This window comes from Chryseobacterium rhizoplanae, from assembly GCF_900182655.1.
Taxonomy (GTDB): domain Bacteria; phylum Bacteroidota; class Bacteroidia; order Flavobacteriales; family Weeksellaceae; genus Chryseobacterium; species Chryseobacterium rhizoplanae.
Genome location: NZ_FXTC01000005.1, coordinates 1 through 18,322 on the forward strand (window position 1 = coordinate 1; position 18,322 = coordinate 18,322).

The window sequence follows — 18,322 nt, forward strand, 5'->3', positions numbered from 1 at the left end:
ACAATTGTATTTTCAACAGAAATTAATAAATTTATAAACCTAAATACTCCTTAAGGACTTATTACAAAATGTCCAATTTAGTTTGAAGACTTACAGAACTTAATGAATACAATTTAAATAAGCTTAGAACCTTCCAATATAGTGAAGATCAAGCAAAATTATATATAGAAACATTTTTTAGGCATTTAGAAAATGCATATCAGAAATTTGTAGAAGATTTTTTCCCAACTTTTAAGAAAAAATTTTCATTTTATAAAAATATACCACATGAATATTTTTTTTATATGAAAGATTCTGATATTTTAAAGCGGGGTATGTTTGGATATCGCCGTTCTACAAGTGAGATAAACAAATTCTATTACTATGATATTGAAAGTCGAGATCAAGCATTTGAAGATGATCAAGTATCCATTCTAAGACCATTTTCACTTGATGCTTTTCTTATCAATGAAGGATTAAATACAGTTCAATTACTACCTAATATGAAAATAGCAAAAGCTGATGATTTTTGCGTCATTAGAGGTTGGGTTTATAAAATATTAAGGTCTGATTTGGAAAAATTTATAAAAAAAAATGTATAAATATGTAAAAATTTTAACCCTAACTTAAATCCAAAATATAAATAAAATTTAATGCGACAGCTTTTGTCGTTTAATCTATATATTTTTATCACAAGTATTATTTAAGTTAACTAAAAAAACAAAATTATGGATTGGTGGAAAGGTACAAATAAACCGGATCAAGAATTTCTTGATAGAATGAGTATTGAATTTGAGAAAATTGATAAACTTTTTGCTGAAATCCCTGAAAGTACGGACGAAGAAGTATTAAAGGTAATTGAAACAAAATCTAAAACGGCAGAAGGTTTAATAAAACATTATCTTGATCTAACTAAGGTTTTGGATCAACGAAGAGGCGACTACTATAAGGCTGCTTTACAACTTGTTGCTATAGGGCTTACTGGTCTTGGATTACTATTGAAATTTATCACATCTTCATCTATTTCACTTGTTTTTTTAATTAGTATCTCTATATGTTTGGGGCTTTTTACAATGATTATTACAGCTTTCCGTGTCATCACATGCTTTTATTGGCAAACAAAATCAGATAGATATCACTTTTTAAAAATTGATACTACAAAAATTCCAAATCTAGGAAACAGCTGGGAATGGTTTTATCATGGTGTTGAAGGATTATCGAAAATTCCTTTCATTTCTTCAGATTGGAAAAAAAGCAAAAAGCTTGAGCATGATAAAATTGGTGTTGATGGATATGTTAGTGGGGCAAGTTTCTATTTCGAAAACTTTATAAAATCAACTCCTCGTGATTTATATATCCAAAACTTAAAACATGCATATCTATTACTAGTTCATAATGCTTATAAAAATAAATTTGAGAGACAATTAACAGATATTATGTCTAAGGGAGTTAATTTTACATTTTGGGTGGTAATCCTAGCAATAATAATATCACTCTTTTCACGGGCATTTTTATCAGACATTCCAATTACAGCAAAAGATGAGACTACTATACCGATAAATATGAATATATCAAAACACTATACCTCCGCTGAAGAACTAAAAACAGATCGAAAACCTCGAGTAAAATTAGATTCTACAAAAAAAATAGATTCGGGTGAAAGGAGAAAAATTGATAATATATCTGGGAAATAGTCAATTTTGAATTATTTATAATATGGTAACTAATTATGATTATGCATTAAGTGTAAGCTCCCAAATTTCACATTGTAGCTTGCCTTTAAGACTTGATTCCTATTCTAAGTGTTCATTTAGATGTTCTTATTGTTTTGCTAAAAACCGAGGAGGAAATCATCCCCCTAAAGGGATAAAAACAATCAATACAAAAGCATTTGAGAATATTTTTTTACGTCTAAAAGAAGATAATAATCGTGAAAATGTCATTTCTCAATTTTTAAGAAGAAAAGTTCCATTACATTTTGGAGGTATGAGCGACCCATTTATGCCTTATGAATCATTAAAGAAAAAAACTTTTGAAACTTTAACGATTTTATCACATTTTCAATATCCAACAATTATCTCTACTAAGGGAAACCTTCTTTTTGAAGAAGATTATATAGATTTAATTTCTAGTGGCAAATTTGTAATACAAGTCTCGTTTAGTACATTAAATGATGAACTTTCGAAAAAATTAGAAATTAATACCCCCTTACCTTCAGAAAGATTAGAAATGATTAAGCTTATTGCCTCATCTTGTTGGGTTTCTGCAAGGCTTCAGCCAATGATTCCTGGAAATTTAGAAAGTGCTAAAGAGGCATTAATTACATTAGCATCGGCTGGGATTAAACATGTTTCTGTTGAATTTCTTAAAATCCCCTTTATTGGGAAAAAAAAACTGCTTGAAACTATTAATAAATCTTTAAATGCTGATATAAGTAGATACTACTCGGACAAGAAGATCAGTGGACTGGAGTTTTTAGTTAATAATGATTATGCAAATCATTTTCATAGTGAACTGATAAAAATTGCAACCCGATATAATATACAATATTCATCTGCTGATACTGATTTGTTACCATTTGATGGTAGTAATGCTTGCTGCTCTGGAACAGCAGAAGTTGAAGGCTTTGGTAATTATTATACATATACTTTTCCCCAAGCAATCAGAAATGCATTATCCGATAATAGTCAGTTACTAACATATGATCATCTTAATTCAGAATGGGCTCCATCAGGATCAATTAAAAGATATCTTAATTCAAAAACAAGAATTGAGGGTGAAAATAATATTAAAAAATTTATGGCTCATAAATGGAATAATGCAACTTCTGGTTATGGGCCACTTGCTTTTCAAGGCATTATAGATACTAAAACATTTGATAATGACGGAATGAAAATATTCAAAATTTCGCAAGAAGCTTTTCATCTTGCTAAAACACTAAAATTTAATCGTTTTAAATAAAAAGAGTAATTTTCAACTCCCTGGCTCTTCTAAGTTTCTAGACTTTGCACAGCAGAGAAATAAAAACCACCTATACCTTCCTAATTATATTCCCCGTAAGACTAATATAATTAAACATACAAAACGTCGCTATCGCCCCGAAAGTATGCCATAAAAAGTGGGTTCCGAAACTGAACCATTCCCATTTATCAGCGATACGGAAGGTTAATGCAAAAACAAACGACAATACAGCAAAGCCTACCCATTTGCCGGCTTTCCATTGGGTATAGATCAAATACCGTAGTACCGAGAAAACTACAAATGAGGCCATGATTGCATAGTTGACGTTGATAAAAAGAGAAGGGTTATCTACCAAAATCCAGTTTCTCAAAGCGAACATAAGTACTGCATATCCCAGAACCATGACAGCAGCATAATACCATCTGGTACTCTGTGCTATAAAATAAAACCCGGCAGAGAGGCATAATACCATAATGGGCAGCCAATCCATCATAATAAATACCGGCCACTGTCTGAAGGAATGGTAAACCGTTCCTCCTATGGCACCAATATATAATAACACCAGGCAATAGGTTAGAAAAGGATATTTTTTGAAATTACCCTTCATTTTAAGGGTCCAGAAAATGGCTATGGCTAAAAATAATATGGCAGTGATTGCATTCAAGGGCTCAGGGAAAAAATGAGCCATATCTGTTTCTTTATACAACAGGCCTCCGTCCGGTGGTATTGGGTTTATCGGCATTGTCTTTTTTATATTATATTTATAGTGATATAATTATTCTAAATATATAAAAAATTACGGCATGATTTACCTGGATGTGCCCGATTATATTTACAAAAATGTTAATTCTACTCTAATACCAATAAACAAGGTTGATTATAAAACCAATATTGTTCAGAGAGTTATACCAGATTTATATTGGCAGCTCACACAGTAATACAACACAAAACCCACAATCAGAAGACTTTCATTCTCTGACTGTGGGTTTTATCTTATAGTATTGTAAAAAGTTTCTTAATCTATATCCACAGATAACTACTCTATTTTCTTACCAGATAAACTTGCAGTTTTGTTCCTGTTCTGCAATTATTCTTCGTGATTTTGTTACATACAATCTAAGAAAACAGCCCGGGCTGATATTATAGATTCTTTTGCCATATACATCAACTCCCATGGTACCTCCGCCATTGTCAAAGTTATAAATAACGATCTGCTGTTTCGGGTAGATTTCTTTGAAATTCACCACCATTTTAATCTGCTCTCCAATAACATGGATAAGCCTGTTTCTATCATCTATGCTAAGATTGCTGGAAGAGAATTCATATTCATGCGGATCTAATCTAACGGCGTAATCCTTAGGATCAGACTGATCATTAACAATTTCATCTTTGAGACTCGCTGTTCTGCCATTAGGAATAAACATTGTATCCGGGTTTTCATCTTCAGATTTAAAGTTTTCACTGGCTTTTACAGACCCTTCTACCGTTAACTTATCACCCCCATTCGCCTCTCTTCCCATTCCGAAGTGGCCCAACTCTGTATGAAAATTTAAACCTCCAAACCCATTATACTCAGAACCATAGGAATAATATTCGTTTCGTTTCGTTGCTAACAATCTTTTCTGATGAATATCTACAATACCTGACTCAGCACTATTGAGATAATTATCTGAAATAGCTAAACCTGATCCGGTATTTACTGTAAAGTCCGAGTTGAGCTGTAACCCGTACTGAGCCATATAATTCCATTGCTGAATACTCCCTATGTTAAAATCCTGAGTAGTCCAGATTTGCGCCCAATCAGACCAGCTGCCTCCACTCATAGTCCTTTGGTAGGTTATGTTACTTGTATTACTCGACCCAAATGAAGTTGCAGTCTGCTTTACCCAGGTACCATCGTGGGCTTCAATGATCACATACCACCAGCCGTTATTATTTAAAGGCGCATTGGTTAAGCCCACTCCCCTGTAAAAACCTGTTTTAAGGTAATTATTCAGATTTGTACCTGAAATGATAACAGATGTACCATTCGGGGTACTTAAAAAGTTTGTTTGTACATAAGACTGTGTTGCCAATGCTACATATAATCCTGAGCTATGATACATATACGGAAATGCATTCCCATCTGAAGTAGGTATATTTCCGGACGAAAATCCCACTGCTATAGCATTTTCCTGACCATTAGCTTTTGTATTTAGTTGCTTTATGTTGACTGCATGAGTCTCTAAAGTTCCTGCCGGAATAACGGGACTATGGGTAAATGTCTTGGTATCGCTTATTGTTTCAACTCCGTTTTTTCCTACGAATGCATTTAAAGACTCACTTTTTGTGTAGTAATTAGATAATACAGCATTCGAAAGATATCCTGCATTAGCATGGTTTCCCCAATTGAATGCGGTATTCCAGTTGTTTATATTGGCTGCAGAAAAATCATTTGAATCCCAATCTTTCGTCCAGGGATACCACGTTCCACTGAAACAATACCTCCTATAGACATCATTGTTATTGGCATAAGTAGTATATTCCTGAACTATATGGGTTGACGTATAGTAAACTCTTAATTGTCCAGCTAAACCTGCAGGATAATTATTTGCAGAAGTTGCATTTGCATTTCCTGTCTGCACCCACCATCCTGTAGAAGTAATACTATTTAAATCTATGGTAGGACCTAAAATTCCTCTGTAAAGAAAACCTGTGTTGTATGCTGATATCCAATCTGCAGAAGTTCCATCATTGAGTGTTGTAATTCTACCTGTATTATTAATTTTTACAACCTCAGTTAATGCCGGAATATCTCCATTTGTACCGGTGGCACTCCCATAATTAAATGAAAAGTTTTTATGGTTATTCACTGTAAGCCCCCATGAGCTTAATGATCCTCTTGGTTGGGTAAAATCAGTTCCATTAAATTGTAAATTCTGGCCTAACCATACCCCATAACCATGGGTCGTATTAGACAGATTAGTATGGAAAATAGCTGACCCTGCCGCCGTTTGACTACCAAATAACAAATTATAAGCATCTACAAACTGAGTATTATTAGCATTAATCACTACCTGGCCTGCACTTACTGAATCTCCCTGAGGCCTCAAATAAACGATTCCCGAAGTTCCATCTCCTGAAATTAATGTAAATGCGGATCCTGTTCTAATTCTGTTTACTCCCTGTCTTTGAACCTGAAGTTCACCTGCTGTACTGTTAATTGTTCCTGCTACTCCTATATTACCGGATGTATAGCTATTCCCTGAAACATGCAGCCTATATCCATCGAGTGGTAATGATGATCCGTTTAATCCGATTCCTACTCTCTGATCTGATGTCCAGAGAAGCGCCTTAGTAGCATTGTAAGTTGTGGCACCGAAATAGCCATACGACATCTTTACAGTCCCATCTGCTTCTACTGCACCAAACCATGCAACAGTATCCACTACGCCATTAGAACCCGCTAACTGTAAAATATCTCTTGAAAATCCGGTTGCTGCCGTTACTGTAGATAAATCTTTTCTTATTGTACTGTTGGCAGTATGATTAAACGTAAGGGTACCACTCATCAGGTCTCCCGATCTATTAACATAAGCATTGTTATCCAGAGAGCCATCCGCCTTTAAAAACTGGGCAGCTGTGCCGCCCGTTACTTTATAGCCTTTAGAGGTGTTATAATATGCGTATTTTACATCCATGTTAAATATCTTTACGCGTTACTGTTATGGATACAGCATTAGGTAAAGCAGAATCGAATTCAACATCTATTTTATTCGGATCGGTTAATTTTATTCTGCCATCTATTTTGTAAAAGGTTACCGTATCATACATGGCAACATCTACATTTCTGGTTCCTAAATTGTGTACCACACCTGATGATCCGGAAATAGAGGTCGTGTATGATTTTACATTATTATTTCCGGCAATTACTCTACCTTTAGCGTCAACGGTCACCTCATCGTAAGTTCCGGCAGTTACTCCTGTTGCAGCTAATGTCAACCCTGAGGTAACATTGGTAGAACCGTCAAAAGTTGCGGTCCATGTAGCATCACCTGAAGCAGAAATGGTTCTTGGTGTTGTCAATTTTGCAGCTGATCCGGTTGTATTCACTGCTGCAGTTCCCGTTAATAATGTCGCAGGAACAGCAGTAACAGGTACTGTTACATTTCCGGAACCGTCAATGTTTTGTGCCGTTGCGGTAACACCTGAAAGTGTAATGGTTCTTACTGTAGTCCATTTTGTAGCGGAAAGAACATTTTTTGCTGCATCTGCCGTGTTATCAGCATTCCCTAGGCCTACATGAGATTTGTTTAAGACTACAACACCTGTTAATCCATTTACAGAATCTACAGCTCCTGAGGTGATATAAACGAACGTAGTTCCCGTCCATCGGTAGGTTTTATTGGTATCAAGAGATACATAAATTTTACCTGTCTCACCAGTGATAAGGGTAGTATAACTGGCTTCTTTATAAAATTTCCCGTCAGCAGTTTTATAATATCCCTCCAAAACATCATCTACATAAGATGGCAATTGAGATGCAGGCACCAGTCCTGATGCATCCAGTGCAGCAACCCCATTAGCGGCTCCTTTTTGTGATAACGGAATATAATTAGCTAAATCTGATGAAGTGGGCATAGAACCCAGATTTACTGTTATTCCATTGGTTGTCTGGGTAATCCCCGTAACCACATTTCCTGTACCTGAAGTAGTAATTGGTAAGGAAAATGAAGTTCCTGACAATGTCAAACCATTACCCGCGCTGTAGGTAGTGTCCGTAGAGACTAATGTAATTGTATTTCCGGTCTGGTTCACAGCCATATTAGCACCTGCCGCAAGGGTAACATCTCCGGAAACCAATGTACCGGATGTACCTCCTTTCAGACGCGTAATGGTATCTGGCGTTGTAAATGATCTGTTGGCTGACAAATCATAGGCTGTACCGTTAATTGTTAAAGTTCTTGTTTTTGGCACATAATCTAACGGATTTAAATTTCCGTCATGCCAGAAAGAATTGATAGCCCTTGTACCGCCGCCTGCGGTTACAATATCATTGTCTGTTTTCCCCTCTATTTTGTATCCTACAGAGCTTCGATAATAAGCGTATTTAATGTCCATAATTATATTTTTTTAATTGTTAACTGAATTATATTGGGTGGTAATGAGTCAAACAGTACTTCTATAGTATTGGTGTCTATTCTTCTTACCTTAATGGGTATTGTAAACATTGTCACTGTGTCGTAAGCATCAATCACAAAGCTTAAAGTATCAAGATCATGTTTTATCCTGGAGTCTCCCCTAACTCTTTCTTCATGTTTAATTTTTTCGGCGCTGGCTGCATCTTCGATATTTTTAATCTTACTGTATACCAAATCATTAAACTGATTTTGATAAGTAATGCTCCCCCAGTTTGAATACATCCCGGCAAGGTTGATTGTATCATCTGAAATATTTCTGATAACAGCTTCTTTAAGCAGTTCTATCTGCTGCCTGTTTTCTTTGATATAGTCTACGATTTCCTGGAGTTCATCAAGATTGGCATCATCAGAGGCTAATATTTCATTAATTCTCCTGATATGTTCAAGCATTTCATCATCTTTTGCCTGAAATACATTGACTATTTCCCTGATCTGCTCTTTTGTAAAGACATTTCCAGTCTCTTCACTACCATCTATAGTAGCGGCTAATTTGATTTTTAATTTTTCTTTCCATTCCTCTACATTGGCATCCGTAAGATTGGATGCATTACGCTTTGCCAGCACTGAAATATGTGCGTTTTGATCTTCCAGATGATCGGTAAAAGTTGAGGCAGACAGTGTTTTTTGAAAAGCTTCATATAAACCTGCCACCTCATCCATTTTGATTTTTTCATCTAAATGACGGAATGAAGAAAAGGTCTGCTTAAACTGATATTCTGTAGGGATATCACCTTTTTCAAACCAACTGAAAATTATATGTAATGGTGTACTCATTTTAATTATTGAAAATTAGTTTTGATCAAATTGATCATTCGGAAAACCTATAAGTCTTATAGGCTGATCGCCTTAAATGGAATTTTATATTTTTTGAGCGATTTTTGATTCACCCTTATTTTATCACCTTGTCAATTAGTGGATTACTTAACTACATTTTTTACAATACTTCCTGCCAGCTCTTTTAGTGTGCTATCTTTTGAACTCACTGACTTTTCACATGATTCAGAGTTCAAATTTCATTTTTCTTATACTCTTATAAAAGTTTTTTGACCCTTCCATTCTGTAGTTGCAGTAAACTTTATTTTCGGAAAACAGGAATGATACTGTTTGTAATTACAGTGTTCAAAATTCTTGTTTTTAAAGCTCTTGTGAAAGTTTTTTGACCTCTCCGTTCTGTAGTTGCAGTAAACTTACCATTCAACAGATTCAAACGAACCCAATCATTTATCAGAGAAGATTTTTATAAAAACAGGATCTTTTAAAAGAAAATGCCAAATATTCCGTTTAATTCTTAAATTTGGCTAATGCAAAAGTATCTTTATCTCATCATCATATCATTTTCTCTCACCAGCTGCTATACTTACCAGGTAAAAAAACAGCCGGATATAACAACTGATAATAAGCAGGGACAAAAAAAGACACCTGAATTAGCTAATAATACCTCAACGCAGCTACAAAATGTAGCCGCTCAACCTCCTGCTCCGGTTAATATTCAGGAGAAGCTTGCTCCTAACAAGAATGTTAAGATTGACGTTGATGGAAAGAGCTACAAAATAATAGTTGAAAGATGGGAAAGCGACAGCCTGGTTGCCCATGCTGTTTATAATCCTAAAAAAGTTCTGAAATTTCATAAGAATCAGATCAACAGTGAAAAAATTGCAGAAAAACGCTTTTCACAGCCCATAGCTGATATCATTACGGTTACTGTTTATGCCGGAATAGGTGTTTTAATTTGGGCGCTTGTTCATTAATTTAGAACCAATTTTATTTGATAAATAACGGTCATTGCCCTTTAATCTGCTTCAAAGGAATTTTATCACCTATAAAAGTGCCTGAAGATAATCCCGGCATGATCACGAACGGGCAAATGACGCCACTTTAAGATAAGTGACGTCATTTAATATGAGGTATGACTGATCATTTTTAATACATCTTATTTTCTGCATATTTATAAACGGTCTTTTCATCCCAGACAAATAATTGAATAGAGCTATAAGGTGGTATTTTATATGAATACCCTGCACTTTCAATGTTAAATCCCTGTCCATAGCTGTCACTACCATTAATTACTAATATTCTTTGACCCCGGAAACATTTTCCTAATGTAAATTGCTCACCATAGACGCATCTGATTACCAGCATTCTATTATCAGAATCATAATATTGAACTCCCGGCTGCTGCTCAATCATGCCATGAGATAATCTCATTCTGTCGTCTTCACGGGTAATCTCATCATTAAGAAAGGCTAAACTTCCGTCCGCAATAAATAACGTATTAGGGTCTTCATTATCTGATTTAAAGTTCCCACCCGCCTTCACTGAACCTTCTACAGTTAATTTATCAGTATCGTTGGCTGGTCTGCCCATTCCAAATAGTTGCTTTTCACAATGGTAGTTCAATCCTTCATACCCCTTATAGTAAGAACCATATTTATTATATTCTCCATATCTACCAGCCACCATAGTTTTATTACGCATATCATACAGACCAGATTCTCCACTTGTATAATCCACAATACCAATACCATAATCTGTATTATGAGTGAATTCCTGGTTTAATATAACAGCATTGGTCAAATTACTCCAGGCGTTAACATCAGACTGGTTGAAATCTTTTGAAGTCCATATTTTTCTTTCAGTCATCCACTGCCCGTTGTCTGATCTTGTCTGACTTAAATAAAAATCCTGTTCTGTATTATTATTGTCAGCGGGCCCCATTATTTTCCAGGCTTTGTAGGAATCTGTCCATCCTTTAAAAATTAAAGAAGAACTCCAGCCTAATTGCGTGGTAGAATGGAATAACGGCAATACTTTATGGTTAAGTGCTGCTATTCCTGAGTTGGGTAAATCAGGTGAACCATTTCCACCCAGTCCATTACCCTGAACTCTGGAATCTACTATTCCCATACCCATTTTTAATCTATCAAATGAACTTCCGTCTTGTCTATAGAACCTTGTCCAGTCTCCATTGATGTCGTTGAAGTTTGATACATCAGCTAAGGTAGAATTATACGCTAAATCCCACAGCCCCATATGTGATGGGGTTAAATTCTCTTTATCCCATACTTGAATCCAGCCATTATTAACATCTGAACCAAACTTACCATTTTCCAATCTTCTATACTGCATAGAGTTACCACCTGTCATCTGTACTCCAATCTCAGTGTAGTAACCAGCTCCATTAGAATGCAGCATTTTGATTCTATGATACCATTGATCTGTTGGATTGCCTGATGCCGTACCAAAATTATTAATCATTCCCATTACATCACCATAAGTAGCTTCATTAAGGTAAACATCACCTGCTGAATTTCTAATTCTACCTGGAATGTTAGGATTGTTTGTTAAAGCATACGCGGCGTTAATCCATGAACCCGTTGCATTGGAACCTGATCTTAAAGCATAATTTTGTGCTATAAATGGAGCTGTAGTAAAATTATTATTTACCCAAGACTGAGTAGCTAAGAAAGTATAACTATCATTAGAATTACTATAAATATATGGTGGATTATTATCATTGTTTGGAACTCCATTACTAAACCCTAGTGCTGTAGCATTTTCCCAAGCACCAACTTTAGTATCAGGATTGAAATTATTTGCAGTCCAAAAATCACTTAAAGGTTTATGATCCCCATATCCTAATAGTACAAAATCATTTGATGAACCTGTTTTTAAGAATCCACCTGCCTGTACATTTTGAGTAAACTTACCAAAACCTACTGATGTAACGTTAAATAAATTTTCAAGTGTAGAATAGTTTTTAACAGCAAATCCTGTGCTCACACCAAATCCATCTGTATCATCTGAAAAATGCTTAATATAATGTGCTGCATCTGCTGAACCTTTAAGCAAAATAGACTGACCATTAGCTATAGCAAGATTATCATAAAATTCCTTTAGTGCTGTTATAGCTTGTATTGTATTGGTCGTAACAAATGATTGGTTATTAACCCAATTCTGAGTAGCTACAGTAACTATTGGAATACTTACTCTTTTAGTACCTCCAGGGTCAGTTGTATCAGCTATCTGATATGCTTTGTTTGTTGTAGTTGTTCCACCTGCTGAGGTAACATCAGTTACTTTTACAGAGAATCCCTGCCAATAAGATAATCTCGGAAACCAAAAACAAAGTTCTCCATTAAGATTTAAAGCAATAATTTCTGTTAAAAGCGGATGTGTAGAATAGCCATTAACATTAATAATAGTGTCATTATAAATATAACCTTGTACCTTACAATCCATTACCATTCCTCCGCCATACATATTTCCTTTAATTTCTAAAAGAAATGCTGCCCCAGTAGATTGCGAGTAATCTATATTAGTAAGTATCCGAGTCCCTTGACTAAAGTCTCTACCTGAATGAATAAACGCATCATCTTTACCTGATTTGGGATAGTGACCGCCACTCCCTGTTAAAAAGTGGTCATCATCTGAACCATACTTTGCAAATCCTTTAGCTAATAAATAATTGAAATCAGAATCATCAGTATTTCTAAAGTAGAATTGATTTGGGTCTCTTAGACTAATAGTTCCTGCATGGCTTCCAGGTTGATGAAAACCTATTGATGGATATATAGTGGAACCATTACCTCTTGTTTCAATCGCACTTTGGTCATATCTGTTTCCTGTGGCTCCCTGTATTGCCTTTCTGGCATTTACTAATTGTTCAGTATTTAAAGTAACATAATTACTGGATGCGGCAACTAAATTATTCCAGTTATTTATATCATTATTTGAAAAATGATCGGAATTCCAATATTCTACATAAGCATTATATTTATTGGTATCCTGCCATGCTCCTAAATACTGTCTAATGCCGAAACCATTCTTTTTAAATACAATTAAATTCTGATCTCCTCCTGAAGCATCAGAATAGCCTCCAAAATGTAAAAAGTCAGCCCATGGAGCACTATTATTTTGATCCCATGAAGTAAAGCCATATCTAAATTTCGTTGGCCCTATTTCACCTGGAGACATCTCCCTATCATCTACATAATCAATATAGTTAGATGAATTAAAACTTGAAACAGGCAGATGTCCGCCACCCCCTAATAATACATAAGAATCATCTGAGCCTGATTTTACATATCCTTTAGCTAATAAATAATTGAAATCAGAATCATCAGCATTTCTAAAATAAAATTGATTCGAATTTCTCAAACTTATAATTCCTGCGTAATTTCCAGGCTGATGAAAACCTATTGATGGATATATAGTAGAACCATTACCATTAACCATAATAGCAGATTCTGAATAACTATTTCCAGTAGCCCCATTAAATGTTTTTTTTGCTTCAACAGTTTGTTGGGTATTTAACGTAACATAATTATCTAAATCAGATTTCGCTGCCGGATTAGGGAGATTAAAGGTAGTCCAAAAGTCGTGGGCTTCTCCCCACTTGTCTGAATCATAATCCTGTTTTACAAAACCTATTCTGTTGTTATATTTGGATGAAACAATAGCTGTAGATTTTTTAACATCACTCCCATTATAAGAAGACATCCATAAGACATCGGACCAACCCATATTGGAGAACCCCATCTGAGCAGCTTCCAACATCTGAAGTTTTAATTTTCCTGCTCCAAAATAAGCTGAATTTGGTTTTTCCTGGCCACCACTAATATAATCAGCACCCAGATAATTGTTTATATTATACTCTTTATGTTTCCAATCTCCAGAATTCCCATCTGCTTCAGAAAATACCCTCCCATTATTTTGTATAAAAAATTGATGCTCCGTAGCGCCTGCATCACCAAAGTGAAAATTAATCCCTTCACCTAGGACATGCCCGCTCCCTTGAAAATAAGATATACCAAAACTATCTGCATTGGCAAATGACCAGATTCTATTCCTTTCGTTTACTTTGTAAAATCTGTTCTGAAAGCCTTCATCAGATTGAACAAACCCTCTTGAATGTATACCATTAGCCGGAATAAATTGGGAATCAGTGTAAGAAGGTGAAGCCAGCAGGCCACCTGATAAAATGACTTGTGCCCCGCTACCATTTAGCCCGGCTATAGGCTTATCTGAATCTAAGGCCCAATAGCTTCCAATATCCTTCTTCTCCCAAAATGTATTTTCAGAAATAAGCTCTTCTTTTGTAAGGAGATGCTTTAGATTAATTTGGACTCTCTTCGTTCCTCCCGGATCCCCACTGTCTGTAATTGAAGTCACTCTGTTTCTTCCCTGGTCTAAACCTCCGTAGCCTACAGTTATTTTCGCATCAAACCCTTGCCAATATCCCATACCAGGAAACCAAATGGCCAGTTTACCATTGAAGTTTAAGCATATGACATAATTAAAATAATTTAAAGTAGAATAGCCTCCTTCTGAAATAATAGTATCATTGTAAATATATCCCTGAATTTTAGAATCTAAAGGTAAATATTGACCATTACTGTACATATTCCCTTTCATTTCTAAAAGAAACTGGTCTCCATATGTTGCTGAATAATCAATATCGGTTTCAATGAATGTCCCCTGTGGAAAGTTTCTTCCAGAATGAACCCAGGAGTCTTCTTTTTTCCTCGAGTCATAATCATTACCTCCTCCTGTTAAGAAAAAATTATCCGAAGAACCATTCTTTCTGAAGCCCTCAGCTTTTACATGATCATAATGATTATTTGCTCCCACCCCAAAATGAAATCCATCATTTCTTAAAGTAAGAGTAGAAGATATAAATCCTGTTTTCCAAAATGTTATTCCCGGCTCTGAGCCATCTTCACTTCTTACCCACAATCTATTGGAATATTCATCAGATATTCCGGAACTTATAAAATATTTCTGACCATTTACAAATTGATTTGTACTTAAAGTCATTAAATCTAAATCAGCAACTATTTCCGCATGGGTTCTTGTGCTGATTTTTTTCGTTACAGAATTCCAAACCATTACAGAACCTGCATCGTTTGGAACACTTTTCACAATTATTTCGCCTTCTACAGCGATGTGATTGTTAAAATATTCAGGAGCAATCATTAGTCTAGTCTTGCAGTTAAAGTAATTCTATATTCATTCGGGGTAAGAGGTGCCAATACATCTATTTGTACATCATTTGCCGATGTAGCCACACAGCTTATATTTATTTTTCTGTTGTCAGTATTACGGTAACAGATATAATCAACATTCAGGGTATTCCAGCCATGAGTAATGGGAAAAGTAACGGAAGAGCCGTCTCCGATCTGCCATGTCTTGGATTTAATTTTTGCATCCAGAACCGCTTTCGTAGATCTTGGCGTCATTGCTTTATTAGGATCAACTCCTGCAATAGCTTCAACATCTGTAGCAATCTGAATCAGTCCTTTCACTGCATCTGTAGCATCTACAATGTCAGGAATACCTTTTTCTATAATCTGATAATTTTTAGGCGTATTGGAAGCATCATCGGTATTGGCAATAAGATGATCACCAACAGAAACGGGTTCATTGCCCACCCAGCCATTTGCTGTAATCACCCATACCATTCCTGTTTTAATGGTAGCTGATGTAACGGGTGATGGAGTCGTCATTGAGCCTTGAGTAGTAGAAGGAGTATAACCTCCAGGCTGATAAATCAATGCTCCGGTAAGGCTTTGTCCTACTAAATTTTCAATATAAGTTTTAATCTTATTGGATGACCATGTATAGGTTCCTGACTGAGTAGCATCATTCAGAAAAATAGAGACAATATCTGCATTGGTAAGATTTCGGCCTGCTACTTTAATAACATGCCCTGAACTATTGGTCAGGATCTGACTTAGCAATAAAAGCCCGCTTGTTTGGTCTGTCTGAAATGGATTATTGGTCAGTGGATAATCCGGATGTACATAATTTTGGGCCAGGTTAATCCAACTGGTTCCGTTCCATTGATGCAGCTGCCCTTTATAATCGATTATCCAACCTGCAGGAACTCCAGTCGTATCAGGTAATGTATCATGGTAATGAAATCGGGTACGTTGCAACTCACCAAAAAAATTATCCTGATGTGCATTATTACTTATTACTGCGTTATTATTCATAGCTTTTTATTTTTTTATGGTTTAACTTTTAAAATGAGAATATTAATTGGATTGGCGAGATCACCTAACATCTTAACCTCTATGGTTTGATTGGTTGCATAATCGTCAATATTTATTTTTTTACCTGTAACACTGTCCCGGGCCTGAATGATCACATTTTCCGTTTCCAGGGTATTAGTAAATACTGCACTTCCGGTAACCTGCACTACTGCACTTGCAGGGGTTTGCGAGATAAGCAAAACCTTATCATAGATCTGCTTATTAAATTCCTGTTGATTTTTCGGGCTGCCTACCCCATTGTAGTCAAATAACAGCTTTACTTTATCTTCACTTGTCTGCCCTGAAACAGCTTTTAAAGCTTCAATATCTTCACGACTTTTTTTAATGAAATCGATTATTTCCTGAAGCTCATCCAAAGAAAGATCATTAGACAACAATATCTTTTTAATCTTTTCTATATCGGATGTCAGGTCTTTATCTGTATCTTTCAATTCATCAACAAAGCCGTCTACCTGTATTTTAGTGTATACATTGCCTAACTGCTCAGGACCGTCTACCGTAGCAACATTATTAATTCCAAGTTTATGTTTCCAGCTGTCAATATGAGCTGGCGTTAGATTACCTGCATTCAGTAAAGCCAGATATTCCGAATGAGCCGCCGGGTCTGTTAAGTGTTTTTGAAATGCTTCCGCACTGGCAAATAATTGAAAAATTTCTTCAAATCCTTCAATACCTTTCACAGGGATTAAATCATCTTTGTGATAAAAAGATAAAAAGGTGTCTTTAAACTGGGTTTCTGTTGGGAAATCTCCAGTTTCAAACCAACTGAAAATTGTATGTAATGGTGTACTCATTTGATAATTGATAATTAGTTTTGATAAAATTGATAATTGGGAAAGGCTTAAAGATTATTTCTATGGCGTGACATTTTAAAGGAGCGAAAAAGGCCATATTTGCAGATGAAGCTATATGGCAATGCATTCACTTAGAAAGAATCAATGAAGCTGATTCCACTTTTGCGATCTCAAAATATTACAATGATGCTATAAAATCTTTGCTTGAAATTTGAACTGTATGAGCAGTTTGAAGCCGAAACAAGGAAGGCCGCACATGGTTTTGGAGATTTATTTCCAATGATAACAGATGGTTTAAAATCCCCACTATCAGGTGGGAATTGTTTATTTAGAAAAGAACAGGTCAGCTTCTGCCTTTCTTCTGCGGATGAGTCCGTTTAATGTTTTTCCGCCTGCGGTAATGTATTTCGTGGTAAACCAATTTCTGATTGCCTGCTCATCTGCTTTTTTATTAATCAAAGAAAACAATCCATCTGATCCTCCGGTATTGTAAGTATGCGATACGAGGGCATCAAATTGATTTTGAGTAAGGATCACTTTAATTTTACTGTTGACGATTTTTTCATAAGTCGGTAAAACAGTTGAAAATAACTCTATTCCTTTTTCTTTGCTGATTGCAGGGTCTTTTATCGTTACTTTCTTTCCCCCGGGATAGTAAGTATTACCATACCCAATTGTAGGAATTCCTGCTGAATCCAGATAAGGCTTTGAACTGAAACCTTCAAATGATACAATCAGGTTGATTCCTTTTTGTGATGTTTTCATAGCTTAAAATATTTATAGGTGAAAAAGATGAGTATTAAAGTGATTCCAAGGATCGTAATGAAAATCCAGGCTACGATTTCAAATCCGTTTGATTGAATATTTTTTGTTTCTTCGGAGACTTTTGAAGCCACTTCTCTGATGGTTTCTTTTGAACTCGCTTTCTGATTTAAATCGTAAATAACATGGGTGGATTCCTCTTTTTTAACTTCTGCTTTTTCATGATTAACCTTTGCATAATGGCTATTGATGGAATATTCTGCATTTCCCATGATGGAAATACTCTGAATGGTATCACGTCCTATTACATTATGAAAAACAAAGGGATTAGATGCATCAGATTTCCCTTTAATCAACAGATCTCCGGATATTTGATTGGTCTCTTCCTTCAGAGTTACATCAGCTGATTTACTTTGAGTTGATTGTGAACTTTGTAAGCTTGAAGAATCAACTTTCACTTTTTCTGTTTCTTTTGTATTCTCTTTGTATGTGGTTGTGATTTTGTGTTTGCTTCGGCAGCCCAACATAAAGCTGCTCAATGTGATTAATAGCAGAATTTTTGCTTTCATTAGTTTTAGTTTTTAAAAATTGA

Annotated in this window: 13 protein-coding genes; 4 read left to right on the forward strand and 9 right to left on the reverse strand. The window is 35.5% G+C overall.

Annotated features, from left to right (window positions below; genetic code table 11):
* Nucleotides 1-284 precede the first annotated feature (284 nt).
* The 3 genes from FN817_RS12615 (at nt 285) to FN817_RS12625 (ending at nt 2,940) form a co-directional block, all read left to right on the forward strand.
* The gene (locus tag FN817_RS12615) at nt 285-581 is read left to right on the forward strand and encodes a hypothetical protein (RefSeq protein ID WP_142718246.1); all 297 of its coding nucleotides are present in this window, start codon (nt 285-287) and stop codon (nt 579-581) included.
* Nucleotides 582-707: 126 nt separating this feature from the next.
* Entirely contained in the window at nt 708-1,673 is a 966-nt protein-coding gene (locus FN817_RS12620) for a hypothetical protein (protein WP_142718247.1), read from the forward strand.
* A gap of 22 nt (nt 1,674-1,695) precedes the next feature.
* Nucleotides 1,696-2,940 (forward strand): radical SAM family protein, encoded by a 1,245-nt coding sequence (locus tag FN817_RS12625; RefSeq protein WP_142718248.1) that lies wholly within the window; start codon nt 1,696-1,698, stop codon nt 2,938-2,940.
* 70 nt (nt 2,941-3,010) lie between these two features.
* Here FN817_RS12625 and FN817_RS12630 read toward each other — a convergent pair whose 3' ends face one another.
* From FN817_RS12630 to FN817_RS12645, 4 genes are all read right to left on the reverse strand, one after another.
* Entirely contained in the window at nt 3,011-3,682 is a 672-nt protein-coding gene (locus FN817_RS12630; RefSeq protein ID WP_142718249.1) for a hypothetical protein, read from the reverse strand.
* 307 nt (nt 3,683-3,989) lie between these two features.
* The gene (locus FN817_RS12635) at nt 3,990-6,620 is read right to left on the reverse strand and encodes a pyocin knob domain-containing protein (protein WP_142718250.1); all 2,631 of its coding nucleotides are present in this window, start codon (nt 6,618-6,620) and stop codon (nt 3,990-3,992) included.
* A gap of 1 nt (nt 6,621) precedes the next feature.
* The gene (locus FN817_RS12640) at nt 6,622-8,040 is read right to left on the reverse strand and encodes a phage tail protein (protein WP_142718251.1); all 1,419 of its coding nucleotides are present in this window, start codon (nt 8,038-8,040) and stop codon (nt 6,622-6,624) included.
* 2 nt (nt 8,041-8,042) lie between these two features.
* A complete protein-coding gene (locus tag FN817_RS12645) occupies nt 8,043-8,894 on the reverse strand; it encodes a hypothetical protein (protein ID WP_142718252.1) in 852 nt (283 codons plus the stop codon).
* Between the two features lie 527 nt (nt 8,895-9,421).
* Between FN817_RS12645 and FN817_RS12650 the strand changes: the two genes are divergently transcribed.
* The gene (locus FN817_RS12650) at nt 9,422-9,868 is read left to right on the forward strand and encodes a hypothetical protein (RefSeq protein WP_142718253.1); all 447 of its coding nucleotides are present in this window, start codon (nt 9,422-9,424) and stop codon (nt 9,866-9,868) included.
* A 172-nt stretch (nt 9,869-10,040) separates the two neighbouring features.
* Here the strand turns inward: FN817_RS12650 and FN817_RS12655 are convergent, their stop codons facing one another.
* The 5 genes from FN817_RS12655 to FN817_RS12675 all read right to left on the reverse strand — a co-directional run bounded on the left by FN817_RS12655 (nt 10,041) and on the right by FN817_RS12675 (nt 18,299).
* Nucleotides 10,041-15,095, reverse strand: a complete 5,055-nt coding sequence (locus FN817_RS12655; protein WP_142718254.1) for a hypothetical protein — start codon at nt 15,093-15,095, stop codon at nt 10,041-10,043.
* Nucleotides 15,095-16,114 (reverse strand): hypothetical protein, encoded by a 1,020-nt coding sequence (locus FN817_RS12660; protein WP_142718255.1) that lies wholly within the window; start codon nt 16,112-16,114, stop codon nt 15,095-15,097. The genes FN817_RS12655 and FN817_RS12660 overlap by 1 nt, the downstream gene beginning before the upstream one ends.
* Before the next feature lie 14 nt (nt 16,115-16,128).
* Entirely contained in the window at nt 16,129-16,968 is an 840-nt protein-coding gene (locus tag FN817_RS12665) for a hypothetical protein (protein WP_142718256.1), read from the reverse strand.
* Nucleotides 16,969-17,292: 324 nt separating this feature from the next.
* Nucleotides 17,293-17,733: a lysozyme gene (locus FN817_RS12670; RefSeq protein WP_142718257.1), complete on the reverse strand. Its 441-nt coding sequence runs from the start codon at nt 17,731-17,733 to the stop codon at nt 17,293-17,295.
* Nucleotides 17,730-18,299 carry a hypothetical protein gene (locus tag FN817_RS12675; RefSeq protein ID WP_142718258.1) on the reverse strand — a complete coding sequence of 190 codons (570 nt, stop codon included), beginning with the start codon at nt 18,297-18,299 and terminating at the stop codon, nt 17,730-17,732. Before FN817_RS12675 ends, FN817_RS12670 begins: the two co-directional genes overlap by 4 nt.
* Nucleotides 18,300-18,322 lie beyond the last annotated feature (23 nt).